The organism is Agrobacterium sp. 16-2014-1-2a, assembly GCF_053522705.1.
Genome location: NZ_JBNWBX010000001.1, coordinates 1,694,722 through 1,713,500, shown reverse-complemented (window position 1 = coordinate 1,713,500; position 18,779 = coordinate 1,694,722). Strand labels below are relative to the sequence as shown.

The 18,779-nt window shown below is 58.4% G+C and carries 19 protein-coding genes and 1 tRNA gene; 10 read left to right on the top strand and 10 right to left on the bottom strand.

Annotated features, from left to right (window positions below; all coding sequences use genetic code 11):
- Positions 1-237: 237 nt before the first annotated feature.
- Positions 238-327, bottom strand: a tRNA-Ser gene (locus tag ACQZ45_RS08565).
- A gap of 220 nt (positions 328-547) precedes the next feature.
- Here ACQZ45_RS08565 and ACQZ45_RS08560 point away from each other — a divergent pair.
- From ACQZ45_RS08560 to deoA, 10 genes are all read left to right on the top strand, one after another.
- On the top strand, positions 548-865 hold the full coding sequence (locus ACQZ45_RS08560) for a hypothetical protein (RefSeq protein ID WP_065688473.1): 318 nt from the start codon (positions 548-550) through the stop codon (positions 863-865).
- 77 nt (positions 866-942) lie between these two features.
- Positions 943-1,593, top strand: a complete 651-nt coding sequence (gene msrA / locus ACQZ45_RS08555; protein WP_113291283.1) for a peptide-methionine (S)-S-oxide reductase MsrA — start codon at positions 943-945, stop codon at positions 1,591-1,593.
- A gap of 214 nt (positions 1,594-1,807) precedes the next feature.
- A complete protein-coding gene (locus ACQZ45_RS08550; RefSeq protein WP_003514392.1) occupies positions 1,808-2,800 on the top strand; it encodes a BMP family lipoprotein in 993 nt (330 codons plus the stop codon).
- Between the two features lie 83 nt (positions 2,801-2,883).
- Positions 2,884-4,389: an ABC transporter ATP-binding protein gene (locus ACQZ45_RS08545; protein ID WP_003514394.1), complete on the top strand. Its 1,506-nt coding sequence runs from the start codon at positions 2,884-2,886 to the stop codon at positions 4,387-4,389.
- 7 nt (positions 4,390-4,396) lie between these two features.
- Positions 4,397-5,500 (top strand): ABC transporter permease, encoded by a 1,104-nt coding sequence (locus ACQZ45_RS08540; RefSeq protein ID WP_003514397.1) that lies wholly within the window; start codon positions 4,397-4,399, stop codon positions 5,498-5,500.
- Positions 5,501-5,506: 6 nt separating this feature from the next.
- On the top strand, positions 5,507-6,478 hold the full coding sequence (locus ACQZ45_RS08535; protein WP_003514401.1) for an ABC transporter permease: 972 nt from the start codon (positions 5,507-5,509) through the stop codon (positions 6,476-6,478).
- Between the two features lie 19 nt (positions 6,479-6,497).
- The gene (locus tag ACQZ45_RS08530) at positions 6,498-6,887 is read left to right on the top strand and encodes a cytidine deaminase (RefSeq protein WP_019564546.1); all 390 of its coding nucleotides are present in this window, start codon (positions 6,498-6,500) and stop codon (positions 6,885-6,887) included.
- Positions 6,887-7,687, top strand: a complete 801-nt coding sequence (locus ACQZ45_RS08525) for a purine-nucleoside phosphorylase (RefSeq protein WP_113291282.1) — start codon at positions 6,887-6,889, stop codon at positions 7,685-7,687. The genes ACQZ45_RS08530 and ACQZ45_RS08525 overlap by 1 nt, the downstream gene beginning before the upstream one ends.
- Positions 7,688-7,689: 2 nt before the next feature.
- Complete coding sequence (deoC, locus tag ACQZ45_RS08520) at positions 7,690-8,463, top strand: deoxyribose-phosphate aldolase (protein WP_003514408.1); 774 nt, start codon at positions 7,690-7,692, stop codon at positions 8,461-8,463.
- Positions 8,460-9,776 carry a thymidine phosphorylase gene (deoA, locus tag ACQZ45_RS08515; RefSeq protein WP_081308565.1) on the top strand — a complete coding sequence of 439 codons (1,317 nt, stop codon included), beginning with the start codon at positions 8,460-8,462 and terminating at the stop codon, positions 9,774-9,776. The genes deoC and deoA overlap by 4 nt, the downstream gene beginning before the upstream one ends.
- Here the strand turns inward: deoA and ACQZ45_RS08510 are convergent.
- The 9 genes from ACQZ45_RS08510 to cyoA form a co-directional block, all read right to left on the bottom strand.
- A complete protein-coding gene (locus tag ACQZ45_RS08510) occupies positions 9,769-10,290 on the bottom strand; it encodes a TIGR02281 family clan AA aspartic protease (protein WP_013635250.1) in 522 nt (173 codons plus the stop codon). The two genes, deoA and ACQZ45_RS08510, sit on opposite strands and share 8 nt — an antisense overlap.
- A gap of 135 nt (positions 10,291-10,425) precedes the next feature.
- Positions 10,426-11,055 (bottom strand): uracil phosphoribosyltransferase, encoded by a 630-nt coding sequence (gene upp / locus ACQZ45_RS08505; protein ID WP_003493096.1) that lies wholly within the window; start codon positions 11,053-11,055, stop codon positions 10,426-10,428.
- Between the two features lie 96 nt (positions 11,056-11,151).
- Positions 11,152-12,129 (bottom strand): adenosine deaminase, encoded by a 978-nt coding sequence (locus ACQZ45_RS08500; protein WP_003514413.1) that lies wholly within the window; start codon positions 12,127-12,129, stop codon positions 11,152-11,154.
- Positions 12,126-13,346, bottom strand: coding sequence for a phosphopentomutase (locus ACQZ45_RS08495; protein ID WP_003514414.1), 1,221 nt, complete (start codon positions 13,344-13,346; stop codon positions 12,126-12,128). The genes ACQZ45_RS08500 and ACQZ45_RS08495 overlap by 4 nt, the downstream gene beginning before the upstream one ends.
- Before the next feature lie 114 nt (positions 13,347-13,460).
- A complete protein-coding gene (locus ACQZ45_RS08490) occupies positions 13,461-14,231 on the bottom strand; it encodes an SURF1 family protein (protein ID WP_035251978.1) in 771 nt (256 codons plus the stop codon).
- Positions 14,232-14,419: 188 nt separating this feature from the next.
- Entirely contained in the window at positions 14,420-14,815 is a 396-nt protein-coding gene (cyoD, locus tag ACQZ45_RS08485; protein ID WP_003514416.1) for a cytochrome o ubiquinol oxidase subunit IV, read from the bottom strand.
- Positions 14,815-15,441 carry a cytochrome o ubiquinol oxidase subunit III gene (cyoC, locus tag ACQZ45_RS08480; RefSeq protein WP_003514417.1) on the bottom strand — a complete coding sequence of 209 codons (627 nt, stop codon included), beginning with the start codon at positions 15,439-15,441 and terminating at the stop codon, positions 14,815-14,817. Before cyoC ends, cyoD begins: the two co-directional genes overlap by 1 nt.
- A gap of 5 nt (positions 15,442-15,446) precedes the next feature.
- Positions 15,447-17,450 carry a cytochrome o ubiquinol oxidase subunit I gene (cyoB, locus tag ACQZ45_RS08475; RefSeq protein WP_003514419.1) on the bottom strand — a complete coding sequence of 668 codons (2,004 nt, stop codon included), beginning with the start codon at positions 17,448-17,450 and terminating at the stop codon, positions 15,447-15,449.
- A 76-nt stretch (positions 17,451-17,526) separates the two neighbouring features.
- Positions 17,527-18,600, bottom strand: coding sequence for a ubiquinol oxidase subunit II (cyoA, locus tag ACQZ45_RS08470; RefSeq protein ID WP_003514421.1), 1,074 nt, complete (start codon positions 18,598-18,600; stop codon positions 17,527-17,529).
- Between the last annotated feature and the right edge of the window lie 179 nt (positions 18,601-18,779).

Genomic DNA, 18,779 nt, shown 5'->3' with positions numbered 1-18,779 from the left:
GACAACTCCTTGACTTGGATTTGCAGTATTCGCTGCTGTTATGCGGCGTATATAAGGAGCGATTTTTCCTGCTGCAAGGCGCAAGAGAGGGTGAAGCGCTGCAAAAAAGCGGATGAAACCCCTGTCAGTGCAGAAGCATAGCCATCAAGGCATGCAGAAGGGCAAAAACGTGACTTTGACTGCCACGGTCATGGCGATGCGGAGGCGCGTTTATAAAGTCATTGAGGTGAGGTGAAATGGCGGACAGGGTGGGATTCGAACCCACGGTACGCTTTCACGCACACACGCGTTCCAGGCGTGCGCCTTAAACCACTCGGCCACCTGTCCTTTTTTCAAATCTGCATGTTTTGAGGAATGCAAATCACTGGAACGGCGCGATATATACCGATGAATTCGCTGGGATCAACACGAATCTGACAGTTTTTTGAATTGTCGGCAATTTCCTGCCTTCCGATGCGATTGCAAACCGGTTTTCCCGCCTTTATCGATGCAATATATCTTTCAAAACATGGCTGTCGAAACGACGGGCCGCAACCGAGGTATCCTGATGAAAGCTTTTTTGCGGTTTTTGAGCTTTCTTCTTCTCATTGCAGCTGTTTTTCTTGGCGTACTCGATTCGATCCGCTCGGTTTCCACATCCTCGGTCAATATCACCGGCATCCTGTCCGTCTGGGACTATCTTCTTCCTGCCTCGCGCACCATGGTGGAAACGGCCTTGGCTCACTATATTCACCCTGAAGCGTGGCGCTTCATTGAAAATGCCCTGTCGGGACTGCCGGCATTTGCTTTTTTCCTCGCGCTATCCCTGCTTTGCTGGATGGCCGGTTACAGGAAGCGCAAAGTGATGAGGCGTTCGTCAGTCTGAATTTATCAACTGACAGCGCGCGCGCCCCGCAGATGTGAACCCTGAGAAGCGGCATAATCGGCCGCACGGAGGACCGAATGTTCCTGTTCGATACGCTTTCAAAAAAGACGACGATGCCGACCGAAGAGACGGCTTTGCCCGGCCGTGAAGAGGCGCTTGCCGTGCCCGAGACCCATTTCGTCAATGGCCGGCCCTTGAAGGGGCCTTATCCCGATGGTTTGGAAATCATCTATCTGGGTATGGGTTGCTTCTGGGGTGCGGAGCGCCTGTTCTGGCAGACACCGGGTGTGTGGGTGACGGCGGTGGGTTATGCCGGCGGTTTTACCCGCAATCCCACCTATCAGGAGACGACGACGGGCCAGACGGGCCACGCCGAAGTGGTCAAGGTCGTCTACGATCCGGCCGTCATCTTGCTGTCAGGCCTGCTTAAGATATTCTTCGAGGAGCATGATCCGACGCAAGGGATGAGGCAGGGCAACGACGTCGGCACGACCTATCGTTCCGCCATCTATGCCAATACCGAAGGCCAGTTGCAGCAGGCGCAGAAGGCGCACGACGCTTTTCAGCAGGCTTTGGACGAGGCGGGGCATGGCCGCGCCATCACCACCGAAATTGGACCGCTTGAAACATTTTATTACGCGGAAGACTATCACCAGCAATATCTTGCCAAGAATCCGGGCGGCTACTGCGGGCTCAGGGGAACCGGCGTAAGCTGCAATATCGACTAGATTTTTTGCACGTTGCCCAGGTGGAAAGACCAAAAAAACGCCAGAATAAAGTTTTTCCACCGGGTCAAAAAAACCGGATGAATTTTTCATTGAGCCATGCAAGGATATGAGCCAAGCACAGCCGGGATAACGGCTGGCGGTTCCGCAGACATTCCCGGTCAACGGGTTTGCGGGAGGACCCTTAAAATATCAATTGCAACAACAGGGCTGCACAATGAAAAAATCCCTTCTGACGCTTTTTGCGCTCGCCGCCATGTCGGCTTCCGCGCTTGCTGCCGATATCAAGCCGGCATTGGTTTATGGTACGGGCGGCAAGTTCGACAAGTCGTTCAACGAAGCCGCCGCGGCTGGCGCTGAGAAGTTCAAGGCAGAAACGGGCATCGAGTTCCGCGATTTTGAACCGACCAGCGATACGCAGGGCGAGCAGGCTATCCGCAACTTCGCCAGCAAGGGCTTTAACCCGGTTGTTGCCGTGTCCTTCGCCTGGACGTCGGCCATGGAAAAGGTTGCAGCCGAATTCCCTGACACCAAGTTCGTCATCGTCGATTCCGTCGTCGAACTGCCGAATGTCCGCTCGGTCGTCTACAAGGAGCACGAAGGCTCTTATCTCGTCGGTCTTCTGGCAGGCATGGCCTCCAAGACCGGTAAGGTCGGCTTCATCGGCGGCATGGATATTCCGCTTATCCGTAAATTCGCCTGTGGTTATGCGCAGGGCGCCAAGGCTGCCAACGACAAGATCGAAGTCTTCCAGAACATGACCGGCACCACGGGTGCGGCTTGGAATGATCCGGTGCGCGGTGGCGAACTGACCAAGAACCAGATCGACCAGGGCGCTGACGTGATCTACGCGGCAGCCGGTGCGACCGGTATCGGCGTGTTGCAGACCGCTGCCGACAACAAGAAATTCTCGATCGGCGTCGATTCCAACCAGAACCACCTGCACCCCGGCTCGGTTCTGACCTCGATGGTCAAGCGCGTCGATCTGGCTGTCTACAACGCCTACAAGGATGCCAAGGACGACAAGTTCACCCCCGGCATCGTTGCTCTCGGCGTCAAGGAAGACGGCGTTGCCTATGCTCTCGATGACAACAACAAGGCCCTGATCACGCCGGAAATGACCGCCGCCGTGGACAAGGCGAAGGCCGACATCATTGCCGGCACCATCAAGGTTCATGACTATATGGCGGACAATTCCTGCCCGAAATGATATGATATGTGTCTGGGGCGCATGGTGATTTTTCACCTTGCGCCCTTTTCATATCCAGCCTTCGGAGAGGTTTCGGTTTGAGTATGGACCCAGCAATCGAACTCGTGGGCATCGATAAAAAATTCGGTGCCGTTCACGCCAATAAGAATATCAACCTGACCGTTGCCAAGGGTACGATCCACGGCATCATCGGGGAAAACGGTGCCGGAAAATCGACCCTGATGTCGATCCTCTACGGTTTTTACCAGGCTGATGCCGGTGAAATCCGGGTAAACGGCGCGCCGGTATCGATCCGCGACAGCCAGGCTGCGATCAGTGCTGGCATCGGCATGGTCCATCAGCATTTCATGCTGGTGGAAAATTTCACCGTGCTGGAAAACGTCATGCTGGGCGCGGAAGGCGGCGCATCGCTTGCCAAGGGCAGGGCGGCTGCGCGCAAGGAGTTGAAGCGCCTTGAAGACGACTACGGGCTGGAAGTCGATCCGGATGCTGTGATCGAGGAACTGCCGGTCGGCCTGCAACAGCGCGTCGAAATCCTGAAAGCCATGTATCGTGGCGCCGAAATCCTGATCCTCGATGAGCCGACCGGCGTTCTCACGCCTGCGGAAGCCGATCATCTTTTCAAGATCCTCGGTGTCCTGCGTGAGCAGGGCAAAACCGTCATCCTCATCACCCACAAGCTGCGCGAGATCATGGCGATCACGGATTCCGTCTCCGTCATGCGCCGCGGCGAAATGGTGGCGACCCGCAAAACCTCCGAAACCAGCGTTGAGGAACTGGCCGAACTGATGGTCGGCCGTCGCGTGCTGCTACGGGTGGAAAAAGGCGAGACGACGCCGGGCGAGGTTCTCCTTTCCATCCGTAATCTGACCGTCAAGGACAGCCGCGGCGTCACCATGGTCGACGATGTCTCGCTGGATGTCCGCGCCGGTGAAATCGTCGGCATCGCCGGTGTGGCCGGCAATGGCCAGTCTGAGCTCCTCGAAGCGATCGCAGGCATCCGCAAGCCTTACTCGGGCGAGATATGGGTGGCCGGGCAGAAGGTTGATCGGCCCGATCCGTCCATTCTGCGCGAACTCGGTCTCGCACATATTCCGGAAGACCGGCACCATATGGGGCTGGTGCTGAAATTCGAGGAATATGAAAATTCCATCCTCGGCTATCACCATGACGAGCGATACGGCAAAGGCCCTTTCCTCAACCCCGAGGCCATCCGCAAGGATGCGGTCGAAAAGATCGAGAAATACGATATTCGCCCGCCGAACCCGCAGCTGAAGACCGCCAATTTTTCCGGCGGCAACCAGCAGAAGATCGTCGTTGCCCGCGAAATCGAGCGTGACCCCAAGATGCTGATCATCGGCCAGCCGACCCGCGGTGTGGATATCGGCGCCATCGAATTCATCCATCGCCGCATCATCGAAATGCGCGATGCCGGCAAGGCGATCTTGCTGGTTTCGGTCGAACTCGATGAAATCCGTTCCCTTTCGGACCGGATCATGGTCATGTTCGCCGGGCGTGTCGTTGGAGAAAAAACGGCGGAAGCCGAAGAACAGACGCTGGGCCTGATGATGGCCGGCATCGCCGCATGAGGCATGAATGAGCACCGCTTCCGTACCCCTGCCAAACTGGATCACCTACGGCCTCCTGCCGTTTTTAAATGTAGTTACCGCATTTCTGATTTCCGGCCTCGTCGTCTGGTCGATCGGTGAAAATCCGCTCGCGGCGCTTCGCCTGCTCATCGAAGGTGCGTTAGGTCGTGGCGATGCCATCGGCTTCACGCTGTTTTATACGACGAGTTTCATCTTCACCGGCCTCTCTGTGGCGGTCGCCTTCCATGCCGGTCTGTTCAACATCGGTTCTGAAGGCCAGGCCTATATTGGCGGACTGGGCGCGGCGCTGGTGGCGCTGGCGCTCGACCGTTATGTGCCGTGGTATGTGACGATGCCCTTCGCCATCATCGGCGCTGCGGTTTTCGGCGCGGCCTGGGCGTTTATTCCGGCATGGCTGCAGGCAAAACGCGGTAGCCACGTCGTCATAACCACCATCATGTTCAACTTCATCGCTGCGGCGTTGATGGTCTATCTGCTGGTGAACGTGCTGATCGTGCCGGGCAAGATGGCGCCGGAAACGCGCACCTTTCTGCCAGGTGGGCAATTGCCGAAGCTCGACTGGCTGATGGCGCTGTTCGGCCTGAAGCTCGGGCCGGCGCCGTTCAACGTCTCCTTCATCATCGCACTGGTTATGTGTTTTCTCGTCTGGGTGCTGATCTGGCGCACCAAGCTCGGTTATGAGATGCGCACGCTCGGCGTCAGCCCCTCGGCCGCCGTCTATGCCGGCATTCCCTATGCGCGCACCGTCATCATCGCCATGCTCATTTCCGGCGGTCTGGCAGGTATGATGGCGCTGAACCCGGTCATGGGCGCGTCCGCCCGTTTGCAGGTGGAATTTGTCGGCGGTGCGGGTTTCGTCGGCATCGCCGTGTCGCTGATGGGGCGAAGCCACCCGCTCGGCATCCTGTTTTCGGCGCTGCTGTTCGGCATTCTCTATCAGGGTGGTGCAGACCTCTCTTTCGAGATGCCGAATATTACCCGTGAGATGATCGTCGTCATCCAGGGTCTGGTTATCCTGTTTGCCGGCGCGCTCGAATATATGTACCGGCCGGCGATCGTCCGCATCTACCAGCGCTTGGCAAAGGGGTGAGCTGATATGGATTTCTTCGATATGCTGGTCAGCATTCTCGGCTCGACCGTCCGTCTCACCATCCCGCTTCTGTTCACGGCGCTTGCCGGGCTGTTTTCCGAACGCGCGGGTGTGTTCGATATCGGCCTTGAAGGCAAGATGCTGGCGGCAGCCTTTGCTTCGGCTTGTGTCGCCTATCTCACCGCAAATCCCTGGGCCGGCCTGCTTGCGGGCATTGCCGTCTCCATCTTGTTTTCGCTGATCCACGGCTTTGCCGTCATCACAAATCGCGGCAACCAGATCGTGTCGGGCGTGGCGCTCAACTTCATTGCCGCCGGTCTGACGGTGGTTCTGGGGCAGGCGTGGTTCGGGCAGGGCGGGCGCACGCCGCAATTGCCGGGTGAAGGCCGTTTCGCACCGATCATCCTGCCCGGTGCGGATGCGATGCGCGAAGTGCCTTTCATCGGCCCGCTCTACGCCAATGTCATTTCCGGCAACAATATCCTGACCTATCTCGCCTTTCTGGCGGTGCCGCTGTCCTGGTGGGTGCTTTACCGCACCCGTTTCGGCCTTCGCCTGCGCGCGGTGGGTGAAAATCCGGGCGCGGTCGATACGGCGGGCATTTCGGTGACATGGATGCGTTACCGCGCCGTCATCGTTGCCGGCTTCCTCTGCGGTTTTTCGGGCGCCTATCTCGCCGTTGCGCAATCGGCGGCCTTCATCGCCAACATGTCGGCCGGTAAGGGCTATATCGCACTCGCCGCGCTGATCTTCGCGAAATGGAAGCCGGTGCCGGTCATGTTCGCATGCCTGCTCTTCGGTTTCCTGGATGCTTTCGCCAACTTCATGCAGGGCAAATCCGTGCCGGGTATCGGTGAAGTGCCGGTGCAGATTTTCCAGGCCATGCCCTATATTCTGACCTGCATCCTGCTTGCCGGTTTCATCGGCGTCGCCAAGCCCCCCAAGGCCGGTGGCGTTGCCTATGCGAAGGAGCGTTAAATCCATGTCCCGTGAACCAATGTCCCATCAGTTGTTCGAGGCAGCGGTGGAGGCCATGGCCTTTGCCCATGCGCCCTATTCGAAATTCCCTGTCGGTGCGGCAATCCGCGCTGAAGACGGTAAGATCTACAAGGGCGCCAATATCGAGAACCTCTCCTTCCCTCAAGGCTGGTGCGCCGAGCCTTCGGCCATCAGCGCCATGATCATGGGTGGAGCAAAGAAGATAAGCGAGATCGCCGTCATCGCGGAAAAGCTTGCTCTTTGCCCGCCCTGCGGCGGCTGCCGGCAGAAGATCGCCGAATTCGCCTCGCCAGACACCAAGGTCTATCTCTGTGACGAAACCGGTGTTCAGAAGGTCATGACCATGGATGAACTTTTGCCCTTCAGCTTCAAGACCGAGCTGCCCTGATGCCGGATACGCTGATCGATATTCTGGTGGAGCGTCTGAATGGCCTGATGCCGCGCATCGCCATCGTGCTGGGCTCAGGCCTGGGGTCGCTGGTGGACGAGGTCAGCGATGCGATCCGCGTGCCCTACGCCGAACTTCCCGGTTTCCCTGCAAGCGGCGTTTCCGGCCATGCGGGCGAGTTGGTGGCCGGATATCTCGGTGGCGAGCCGGTGATGATGCTGTCCGGCCGGGTGCACTATTACGAAAAAGGCGATCCGGCCGCCATGCGCGCGGTCATTGAGGCGCTCGCCGGTCTTGGCGTGCAGTCGCTCGTCCTCACCAATTCTGCAGGCTCGGTCAGGCAGGACATACCGCCCGGCTCGGTCATGCAGATCACCGATCATATCAATTATTCCGGCATGAACCCGCTGATTGGCGAAGAGAGCGACAACCGCTTCGTCGGCATGACCACGGCTTATGATCCTGACCTGATGCTCGCCATGCGTAATGCCGCGATCCGCGCGACGGTGCCCTTGTTCGGCGGCGTCTATATGTGGTTTTCCGGCCCGAGTTTCGAAACGCCGGCGGAAATCCGCATGGCGCGGCTGCTGGGTGCGGATGCCGTCGGCATGTCCACGGTGCCGGAAGTCATCCTCGCCCGCTTTTTCGGGATGCGCGTTGCCGCCGCATCGGTTATTACCAATTACGGTGCCGGCATGACTGGCGCTGAACTGAGCCATGAGGAAACCAAGGACATGGCTCCGGTAGGCGGCAAGAGGCTTGCCGCCATCTTGAAAGAAATGATCGCAGGAGGAGCGTGACCATGGAACTCCAGCGTCCGCGCGAAGCGGCTGCCCTGACACTATCCTTGCTGGACCTGACCAACCTCAAGGAAGACTGCACGCCCGAGCAGATTGCTGCTTTGTGCCAGAGGGCTCATACCGAATACGGCAATACCGCCGCGATCTGCATCTGGCCGCGTTTCGTCGCCCAGGCGCGTGCCGCTTTCGGAAAAGACCATGCGATCCGTATCGCCACGGTCGTCAATTTTCCTTCGGGCGATCTGGATGTTGCGACCGTGGTGGCGGAGACCGAGGCGGCTATCCGCGACGGTGCCGACGAAATCGATCTGGTCATCCCCTATCGTAAGTTCATAGCAGGCGATGAAACGGCTGTTTCCGAGATGGTGGCTGCCGTACGCAAGGTCTGCGTCGCACCCGTTCTTCTCAAGGTCATTCTCGAAACCGGCGAGCTGAAGGACAAGGCTCTCATTCGTCGTGCTTCCGAACTCGCCATTGCCGAAGGGGCTGATTTCATCAAGACCTCAACAGGTAAGGTCGCCATCAACGCCACGCTGGAAGCCGCCGATATCATGTTGCAGGCGATCCGCGACAGCAGGCAGAAGGTGGGCTTCAAGCCTGCCGGCGGTGTCGGGACGGTGGAAGACGCCACGCTTTATCTGCGGCTGGCGGAAACAATCATGGCGCCCGACTGGGCCATGCCGTCCACGTTCCGCTTCGGCGCTTCCGGCGTTCTCGATGATGTCCTGAACGTGCTGGCCGGTGGCGAACCGGCCAAGGCCGCCAGCGGGTATTGAGCTTGATCCCGCAGGAAATCATCCGCCGCAAACGTGATGGCCTGTCTCTTGCGCCGCAGGAGATTGCCGCTTTCATCGAGGCGCTGTCCAAGGACGGCATATCGGAAGGCCAGGCCGCTGCCTTTGCCATGGCGGTGTTTTTCCGGGGTATGAACCGCGACGAGATGGTGGCGCTGACACTCGCCATGCGCGACAGCGGTGATGTCCTGTCCTGGAACGATATTGGCAGGCCGGTGGCGGACAAGCACTCGACCGGCGGCGTCGGCGACAACGTCTCCCTGATGCTCGCCCCGATCGTTGCCGCCTGCGGTCTTGCGGTGCCGATGATTTCCGGCAGGGGTCTTGGCCATACCGGCGGCACGCTCGACAAGCTGGAAGCGATCCCCGGTTACGATGTGATGCCGGACGAAGCCCTGTTCCGCCGGACGGTCAAGACGGTCGGCTGTGCTATCATCGGCCAGACGGGCGATCTCGCCCCCGCAGACAAGCGCCTCTATGCTATCAGGGACGTGACCGCGACGGTGGATTCCATCCCGTTGATCACCGCCTCCATTCTGTCTAAGAAGCTTGCGGCCGGGCTTCAGACGCTGGTTCTGGATGTGAAGGTCGGCAACGGCGCTTTCATGCAGAGTGTGGAGGATGCCCGTAATCTCGCCGTCGCGCTGGTCGATGTGGCAAATGGCGCAGGCCTGCCGACGACGGCTCTTATAACCGACATGAACCAGCCGCTTGGCGATGCCGCAGGCAATGCGGTCGAAATCGTCAATTGCCTGGACTTTCTGGCTGGCCGCAAGGCGGGAACACGTCTCGAAAAGGTGGTTCTTGCCTTTGCTGCGGAAATGCTGGTGCAAGCGGGCAGCGCGGCCACTCTGGATGAAGGCGAGGCGCTGGCTGAGGCCGCCCTTTCCTCCGGTCGTGCCATGGAAGTCTTTGCGAAAATGGTCGCAGCACTTGGCGGGCCTGCGGACTTTGTCGATCATCCATCGCGTTACCTGCCATCGGCGCCGGTTATTCTCCCGGTTTCGGCTGAGCGCAGCGGCTGGCTGGCATCCTGTGCGACGCGCGATCTCGGCATGGTCGTTGTCGAGCTTGGCGGCGGCAGAAGAATGCCGTCAGACAAGATCGATCCTTCGGTCGGGATCTCCGATATCCTGCCGCTCGGCACAAAAGTGGAAAAAGGCGAACCAATCGCCTGCGTCCATGCGGCCTCTAAGCAAGAAGCGGAACTTGCCGTCAAAAGGATTACGGCCTGCTATGGGGTTGCTGACACTGCGATGGAAACCAGCACTGTGGTCCTCGAGCGAATTACCTGACCAGCCTCATTTCGCCACCCGATACCTTGAATGACGATAGTTGTTTCAGGAAGCTCATGCCAACAAGCATGTTGCTCAACGCATTATCTTTCAGCACCATGGCGTCGACATTCTGAACGCGGATCGTGCCGATTTCCACCCGGTCGAGCTTCAGATAGGCCGCCATGGTCTGGCCGTTGGCGGTTGAGATCGGATATTTGAAATCGAGGCTGTTGACGCCGAAACCGAGCCGCCGGGCGATCGTCTCATTGATGGCAACCATGGAGGCGCCGGTATCGACAAGCCCGTCGAAAGATTTGCCGTTGATACGGAAGGCGGCGTTGAAGTGGCCGCGTGCGTCCGCTTTCAGATTGACGCCACCAAGCGAAACGGGTTCCGGTTTGACGGCTTCCGATTTGACTTCGGCTTTTTCCACCTTGGCTTCCGGGCGCGGCTGAAATTTTTCCACCAGCGCCGGAATCTGCGTGGCGCTGACCGAAAGACCGATAAGCAGAAAAATCGTACGCGCCAGCAAGTCGTCGCTCCTGAGAAAGCAGGGTTATCCCTATGCAGAATAGACGCAAAACATGCTGAAATCTTAAAAGAAAAAAGCCATTCGCCGCTTGTTGGTCGGCGAATGGCTCAAACGGTTAAGCGATGATGAACGGTGTTACTTCGTGCCGTACATGCGGTCGCCGGCATCGCCGAGGCCGGGAACGATATAACCCTTTTCATTCAGCTGCTTGTCGATTGCGGCAGTATAGATCGGCACATCGGGATGCGCTTCACGGAAATTCTTGATGCCTTCGGGTGCAGCCAGCAGACACAGGAAGCGGATGTTCTTCGCGCCCCGCTCCTTCAGCTTTTCAACCGCAGCGATGGAGGAATTGCCGGTCGCCAGCATTGGATCGACGACGATGATAAGGCGGGCATCGAGGCTTTCGGGAGCCTTGAAGTAATATTCGACCGCCTCCAGCGTATCGTGATCGCGATACACACCGATATGCGCAACACGCGCCGAAGGCACGAGTTCGAGCATGCCTTCCAGAAGGCCGTTGCCGGCACGCAGGATGGAGGCGAAAACCAGCTTCTTGCCCTCCAGCACCGGAGCCTCGATGGTTTCGAGCGGCGTATCGATGGTTTCCATCGTCATTTCAAGGTCGCGCGTCACTTCATAGCAGAGCAGCGTCGAGATTTCCCTGAGCAGGCGGCGGAAGCCGGCTGTCGAGGTTTCCTTCTTGCGCATGATGGTAAGTTTGTGCCGCACCAGCGGATGTTCGATGACTGTGACGCCGTCCATGAAACTGGCCTTCCTTTTTTATCCTGTGCCCCTGTAATTCACCGAAAGCAGGCTTTTCGCAAGCCTTCTTCGCGGTTTTACCCCGCCAACCGATGCCTAGTGGCTATCGAGTTTCGCAAGCAGCCGGGCGCGTGTGACTTCATCCACAAAGGCGCTTTCCAGTGCGGTTCGGGTCATGCGGTTAATCTCGGCATCGCTGAAACCGAAGGCATCCGCAGCCAGCGCATATTCCCGGGCAAGCGAGGTAAAGAAGAATGGCGGATCGTCGGAACTGATGCAGACGCGCACCCCGGCATCGCGCAACGCCCTCAGCGGATGGCTGCCGAAATCGGGATAAACGTTGAGCGCGATATTTGATCCTGGGCAGACCTCAAGCACTGTTCCCGCCTCAACCAGCCGATCGACGAGAGCCGCGTCTTCGATGGCGCGCACGCCATGGCCGATGCGCGACGGCTTTACGAGGTCGAGCGCATCGACGACGCTTTCCGGTCCGCAGACCTCACCCGCATGGATGGTCAGCCCAAGTCCGGCATCGCGGGCAATGTCGAAGGCGCGTGCGTAATCGGCGACGCGGCCCATGCGCTCCTCGCCCGCCATGTTGAAACCGGTCACCAGCGGGTGTTTCGTCCGTGCCGCATATTCAGCCGCCGCGATGACCCGTTCAGGACCGAAATGCCGCTCGCCGGTCACGATGATGCGGGTTTCGATACCGGTCTTTTCTTTCGCGATCCGGATGCCCTCGGCGATACCGGAGAGATAGGCGTCAGCGCCGAGCCCGATGCGGTCGCCATGATCGGGCGAGATGATGAGCTCGCTATAGATCGTATTGGCCTCGGCAAGTTCGGTCAGATAGGTTTGCGTCAGAACCGCATAGTCCTCATCGGTCTTGAACACCTGCGCCACCGCATCGTAGCACTGGATGAATTGCGCAAAATCCGACCAGACGTACTGGCCGTCGCGCAGAAAGCTACTGGTTTCTATGCCGTATTTCTCAGCCTGTTTTGCGACGAGGGCAGGGGGTGCCGCACCTTCCAGGTGGCAGTGAATTTCCGCTTTCAGCAAATGCGATGTCAAATGAAGCTCCTGCCGTGCGAACCGGCCTCGATTCCTAGATGGTGGGCGATGCTTTCGCCGATGTCGGCGTAGCTTGAACGAATGCCGACATCGCGGGAGCGGATGCCCGGCCCGAATGCCATGATCGGGACTCTTTCCCGTGTATGGTCCGTGCCCCGCCATGTGGGATCGCAACCATGGTCAGCGGTAAGAATGGCGATGTCGCCCGGCGCCATTTTGCGATGGATTTCCGGAATGCGCGCATCGAAGGCTTCAAGCGCCGCCGCATAACCGGCAACATCGCGGCGATGGCCGTAGAGCATGTCGAAATCCACGAAATTGGTGAAGACAAGATCGCCGTTTTCGGCTTCGTCAATAGCGTGCAGCGTTGCATCCATCAGGGCGCTGTTGCCATTTGCCTTGATGACGCGCGAGACACCCTTGTGGGCATAGATATCGCCGATCTTGCCGATCGCGTGCACTTTCCTGCCAGCCTCCACAAGGCGGTCGAGCAATGTCTGTTCGGGCGGCGGAACGGAGAAATCGCGGCGGTTGCCGGTGCGTTCGAAGGTTGCTACCGTCTCGCCGATGAAGGGACGGGCAATGACACGGCCGATATTCAGCGGATCGAGCAGCTTGCGCACCGTCTCGCAGAGCGTGACGAGCCGCTGCAATCCGAAATGGGTCTCATGCGCGGCGATCTGGAACACGGAATCGGATGAGGTGTAGCAGATCGGCTTGCCGCTCCTGATATGCTCTTCGCCAAACGTCGCGATGATCTCGGTGCCGGAAGCGTGGCAATTGCCGAGAATGCCTGGAATATCCGCTTGCGTGCAGATGGCTTCCACCAGTTCGGGAGAAAAGGCGTCGCCTTCTGTCGGGAAGTAGCCCCAGTCGAAGGTGACGGGCGTGCCCGCGATCTCCCAATGGCCTGAGGGCGTATCCTTGCCCTTCGATATTTCGCTGGCAGAGCCATGCAGGCCGAAAATACGCTCCGGCGGCTCCATGCCGGCGGGAATGTCGCCGCTTGCTTGTCGTGCAATCTCCAGAAGACCAAGCGAAGACATGTTGGGCAGCTTCAGCGGACCCGCCCGAAGGCCCGGCCTGTCGGCAGCACCTGCCGCGCAGAATTCGGCGATATGACCGAGCGTATTGGCGCCGAGGTCGCCATAATGCTCCGCGTCAGGCGCACCGCCGACACCGAAGGAATCCAGAACGAGAAGAAATGCTCTTGCCATAACTCACCGAAACGAAAATGCGCCGACGGGCAATGTCAGGCCGAACTGTCGTTATAGATCAGCAAAACGTGAAGAAGGAAGTGATTTTATGAACCATCCGGTAAAACCGGCTGTTCAATCCTCTTCCCGTTTCGATTTCGGTGCGTTGAGATTGCGCAGCACATACCATCCAGCGGCAATTACCATGGCCGCCAGAATGTACCATGTGATGGCGTAGGACAGGTGGTTGTTGGGGAAGGTGAGCATGGTCTTGCCGCCGACCGGTAGGCCACCCGGATTGGGCGTCGCATCGGCATCGACATAAAAGGGCGCCACGCCGGAAAGGCCGGATGCCTGCGATATCTGCGGGATATTGCGGGAGTACCAGCGCCGATTTGCCGGATCGTTGGTTCGAAGGAAAAGCCCGCCGGTTTCTGGCGCGCGCATCAGCCCGACGATCTCGACCTGCCCGGTTGGTTCCCCTTCGCGGCGCGAGGATGGATCGCGTTTGTCGGAAGGCACGAAGCCACGATTGACGATGATATTCGATCCGTCATCGCGTCTCAGCGGCGTCATCACCCAGTAGCCGGGCCCGAGATCACTGACCGTATAGACCTGGACCTCCTTGTCGTTGAGGAAGGTGCCTGACAGTTTCACGCGGCGATATTCATACTCTGCGGGATCGGCAAGGGCCGGCCATTCGCTGGCTGCCGGTGCATCCACAGGTGCGGCATGGGCGCGAGCTTCGACGCGTTCGATGAGATCGAGCTTCCAGAAGAGGCGTTGAACCTGCCATGTTCCAAGCGCCAGCAGGAAGCCTGTCAGTACAATAGTCAGAAGCAGGACGACGATTGCTGCGGGGCGGATGCGTCGCGTGTGCGGGGCGGTTGTCGACGGATCGGTCATGGTTTCACAGTCCTTGCAAGGCCATGCGGTTTGCTGCGGCAACACTGTCGGCTGTCGGCATCCGGGTCTTCCAGCAAATAACCCCATAAATCGCGCCGACGATTCATGGGGTTATGCGCTGCGGGGGTCGTGTGCTGGCGCAGAAAGCGGCCCGCCGGAAATCCGGCAGGCCGTTGATCTATGGCTGCTCAGGGCAGGTTTTTCACATCCTCGATGTGCAGCGGCATCATGTTCTTGTTCATGTTGTACATGACCCAGAGTGAGCCGGAGAGCGTGATCAGCAGCACCACGACGGTGAAGATCAGCGCCATGAAGGTCCAGCCGCCTTCGGATTTGGTGTCCATGTGCAGGAAGTAGATCATGTGCACGAAGATCTGGATGACGCCGAGACCCATGATCGCGATGACCAGCAGCGTCTTGTTTTCAAGAACGTCGCCCATGACCAGCCAGAACGGGATCGCCGTCAGGATGACCGACAGGACGAAGCCGATCATATAGCTTTTGAACGTGCCGTGGCTGGCGCCATCATGGTGATGATGGTCGTCGCCATGCGCGTCGTGGTGTGCGTGTGCTTCGGAACTCATCAAAGAACTCCCATGAGATAAACGAAGGAGAAGACGCCGATCCAGATGACGTCAAGGAAGTGCCAGAACATCGACAGGCACATCAGGCGACGCTTGTTTGCGGCGATCAGACCATGCTTTGCGACCTGGAACATCAGTGTGACGAGCCAGATTACGCCGAAGGTCACGTGCAGACCGTGCGTACCAACCAGCGCGAAGAAGGCGGAAAGGAACGCCGAACGCTGTGGACCTGCACCTTCTTCGATCAGGTGATGGAACTCGTAAAGTTCCACGGCGAGGAAGGCGAGACCGAAGAGACCGGTAATGCCGAGCCAGATCAGCGTCGTCTTCACCTTCTGCTTTTCCATTTCCAGCATGGCGAAGCCATATGTGATGGAAGAGAAAAGCAGGAAGGCGGTGTTGATCGCCACAAGCTTCAGATCGAACAGATCTGCGCCCGAAGGGCCGGCCGCATAGTTGCGGCCGACAACGGCATAGGTGGCAAACAGCGTTGCGAAGATGAGGCAGTCGCTCATCAGATAGAGCCAGAAGCCCAGCGAGGTGCCGTTCTCCGGATGGTGGTCTTCCTTGAGGTAGAAGACCGGTGTTTCCGCGCCCGCGGCGCTTTGTGCAGGTGTATGAGCCATATTCGTTACGCCTGTTCCGCAAGCAGCTTCGTACGTTCCGCCTCGACTGTCGAAACATCGGAGGCAGGAATGTAGTATTCGCGGTTGTAGTTGAAGGTATGGGCGATCGAGACCGCGATGATGGCGAGCATGGACAGAGCCGCCAGCCACCAGATGTGCCACACCAAGGCAAAGCCAAGCACGACGCTGATGGCGCTGATGATTACGCCCGCACCGGTGTTCTTCGGCATATGGATCGGGATGAAGCCTTCCTTGGGACGGTCGTAACCGCGCTTCTTCATGTCCGCCCAGGCGTCGACATCATGCACAACCGGCGTGAAAGCGAAGTTGTAGGCAGGCGGAGGCGACGAGGTCGACCACTCCAGCGTACGCCCATGATAGGGATCGCCTGTCACGTCACGGAGCTGATCGCGCTTCAAGAAGCTGACGATGAGCTGGATGACGAAGGAAGCGATGCCGAGCGCGATCAGGAAGGCGCCAAAGGCTGCGATCAGGAACCAGATCTGGAGCGAATTGTCTTCGAACTGGCTGATACGGCGGGTCACACCCATCAGGCCGAGAATGTAGAGCGGCATGAAGGCGAAGTAAAAGCCGATGAACCAGAACCAGAAGGACAGCTTGCCCCAGAACGGATCGAGGCGATAGCCGAAGGCCTTCGGGAACCAGTAGACGATACCCGCAAGCACACCGAACACCACGCCACCGATGATGGTGTTGTGGAAGTGGGCGATGAGGAACAGCGAGTTGTGGAGCACGAAGTCCGCCGGCGGAACAGCGAGAAGAACGCCGGTCATGCCGCCGATGACGAAGGTGATCATGAAACCGATCGTCCACAGCATCGGAACGTCGAACTTGATGCGGCCCTTGTACATGGTGAAGAGCCAGTTGAAGATCTTCGCACCGGTCGGGATCGATATGATCATCGTGGTGATGCCGAAGAAAGCGTTGACGCTTGCGCCGGAACCCATGGTGAAGAAGTGGTGCAGCCAAACGATGTAGGCGAGGATGGTGATGACACCCGTCGCATAGACCATCGAGGCATAACCGAAAAGACGCTTGTTGGAGAAGGTCGAGACGATTTCCGAGAAGACGCCGAAGGCCGGCAGCACCAGGATGTAAACTTCGGGATGGCCCCAGATCCAGATGAGGTTGACATACATCATCGGGTTGCCGCCGAGATCGTTGGTGAAGAAATTCGTGCCAACGTAACGGTCAAGGGTCAGAAGGGCGAGCGTGCCGGTGAGGATCGGGAAGGATGCCACGATCAGGATGTTCGAACACAGCGACGTCCAGACGAAGATCGGCAGGCGCATCATTGTCATGCCAGGTGCGCGCATCTTGATGATCGTGACTATCAGGTTGATACCAGAGAGCGTCGTGCCCACACCGGCGATCTGCAGACCCCAGATGTAATAATCCACACCCACGCCCGGACTTCCGTCGATGCCGGAAAGCGGCGGATAGGCAAGCCAGCCAGTCTGCGCATATTCACCGATGAATAGCGAGATCATGGTGATGACGGCGCCGGCCGTGGTCATCCAGAACGAGAAGTTGTTGAGGAAGGGGAACGAAACGTCGCGGGCGCCGATTTGCAGCGGCACGACGAAGTTCATGAGACCGGTGATCATCGGCATGGCCATGAAGAAGATCATGATGACGCCATGGGCCGTGAAAATCTGGTCGTAATGGTGCGGCGGAAGATAGCCTTCCGATCCGCCGGAGGCGATCGCCTGCTGGACGCGCATCATGATGGCATCTGCGAAACCGCGCAGCAGCATGACGAGTGCCAGAATGATGTACATGATACCGATCTTCTTGTGATCGATGCTCGTGAACCACTCATTCCAGAGATAACCCCACAGCCGGAAATAGGTGAGGGCGCCGACGACGGCGATGCCGCCCAGAGCCACTGCCGCGAAGGTCGCGACGAGAATGGGCTCGTGAAGCGGGATGGACTCCCATGTCAGCTTCCCGAACAGGAATGACGTTTGATCGGAATTGACGATCATTTTTAGCCTCTTGCGATTCTAAGACATAAGATCGGCGCAGCCATTGGCCGCGCCGCATAATGCCGGGACTTATCCGTCAGCCAGCGACTTGTTTCGTTTCCGGCAGCGCCGCGGGTTCGAAAGTCTGTCCTTCGATCGCAGCCGGAGTGGATTGGGGTCCGCTGGCGACACCGTAAGGTGAAAGCGGTGTACAGACGACGGAGTTCAGCGCCTTGGCGATATCGATGCCTTCCTTGCCGCCGCCGCCCTTGGCGTCGATATGCATCATGTCACGCATGCAGAGCTTGTTGGGCTCGACACAGCGGTTGAGGATGGCATCGTAAAGCTGCGGATCGACGGAGGCGAAATATTGCACCGGCTCACGTTCCGAAGGCTTGGCAAAGTCGAGATATTCCTGGCGGCCGAAGCCTTTGCCGCCATCCTTGATCTTCGCAACCCACTGATCGAAGCCTTGCTGGCTGAGACCATGGAACTTGAAGCGCATATGCGAGAAGCCAGGGCCGGAGAAGTTGGCCGAGAAGCCGTCATAAACGCCTTCCTTGTTGATGACCGCGTGCAGCTTGGTCTGCATGCCACCCATGGCGTAGATCTGGCCGGCGAGTGCGGGAACGAAGAACGAATTCATCGCGGTCGTGCCGGTGATCTTGAAGTTGATCGGAACATCGACCGGAGCTGCGAATTCATTGACGCTGCCAATGCCGAGCTCGGGGTAGAAGAACAGCCACTTCCAGTCCATGGCCACCACTTCCACCGTAAGCGGCTTGGTTTCGGCGGTAACCTGACGGTTTTCGTCGATACGCTCCAGCGGGCGGTAGGGGTCGAGACGGTGGGTGGAAATCCAGGTCACCGTGCCTAGCATCAGGATGATGGCGACCGGGGCGGACCAGATCACCATTTCAAGGCGCGTCGAGTGATGCCATTCGGGATCGTAATCCTCGGCCTTCGCCGATTCGCGATACTTCCATGCGAAGAACAGCGTCAGGGCGATAACCGGGACGATGATGAGCAGCATCAGAACCGTGGACGTGATGATGAGGTCGCGCTGCTGGATGGCGACGTCGCCCGAAGGGTTCATCACCACGAGGTTACAGCCGCTAAGCAGCAGCAGTGCGGGGATTGCCAGAAGGGCAGATGTGATTTTCTTGATCATGCGCACGTTCTTTGAACTCGTACAGTTTGGATTATGCCGCGATTAATTGCCGAACATCATTTTTGAAATGAGGTATATTGTCGCGGTGCAGCGAAACCTTCGCGATGCACCATAGGCTTAGCGGAGCCGCGTTTGAAGGCGGAGCGGCTGCATTATCGCATAGGGAGCTTGCGGGGCAA